Below are 1,144 nucleotides of genomic sequence, written 5' to 3' on the forward strand. Positions count from 1 at the left end.
GGTACCGTCAGATTGGACGGTGGCCGTGAAGGTTTGTTCGTTGCTATCGCTATCGGTCACGGTAATCGAGACCGTCGCGCCAATTTCATCACAAGTACCTGAGATGGTGGGTGTGGCATCATTGAGCGTACCCAGTGCATTTACGCCTAGGATAGGCAGGGTGAGATCGATAAGGCCAGATGTAGTGACGGTGGCCAGATTACCCGCGTCGTCCAGCACTTCCACCTCTACGTTGAGCAAGCCTTCGGAGACTGCCGAAGGTACATCCACACTGTAGGTGCCGTCGGATTGGACGGTAGCCGTAAAGGTTTGCTCGTTGCTATTGCTATCGGTCACGGTAATTGAGACCGTTGCACCAATTTCATCACAAGTACCTGAGATGGTGGGGGTGGCATCGTTGAGCGTACCCAAAGTGTTAACGCCTAAAATCGGCAGCGTTAAGTCAATCAAACCCGACGTTGTTACCGTGGCGAGATTACCCGCGTCGTCCAGCACTTCGACTTCCACATTGAGCAAGCCTTCGGAGACTGCCGAAGGTACATCCACACTGTAGGTACCGTTGGATTGGACGGTGGCTGTGAAGGTTTGTTCGTTGCTATCACTATCCGTAACGGTAATCGACACCGTCGCGCCAATTTCATCACAGGTACCTGAGATGGTGGGTGTGGCATCATTGAGCGTACCCAGTGCATTTACGCCTAGGATAGGCAGGGTGAGATCGATAAGACCGGATGTAGTGACGGTGGCCAGATTACCCGCGTCGTCCAGCACTTCCACTTCCACATTGAGCAAGCCTTCGGAGACTGCCGAAGGTACATCCACACTGTAGGTACCGTCGGGTTGTACGGTGGCCGTAAAGGTTTGTTCGTTACTGTCGCTGTCAGTGATGGTAATTGACACTGTTGCGCCGATCTCATCACAGGTACCTGAGATGGTGGGCGTGGCATCATTGAGCGTACCCAGTGCATTTACACCTAGTATTGGTAGCGTGAGGTCAATCAACCCCGACGTCGTCACCGTCGCGAGGTTGCCCGCATCGTCGAGGACTTCCACTTCCACATTGAGCAAGCCTTCGGAAACGGCCGAAGGTACATCCACGCTGTAGGTACCGTCAGATTGGACGGTGGCCGTGAAGGTTTGTTCG

1 protein-coding gene is annotated in these 1,144 nt (G+C 53.8%); it reads right to left on the minus strand.

What is annotated here, in order from left to right; all coding sequences use genetic code 11:
* Positions 1–1,144: Ig-like domain-containing protein (locus ACXAH6_RS20335; protein WP_474879814.1), on the minus strand; the 1,144-nt coding region annotated here is incomplete at both ends.

The sequence above is a fragment of the Alteromonas sp. ABE4_545 genome, assembly GCF_056161325.1.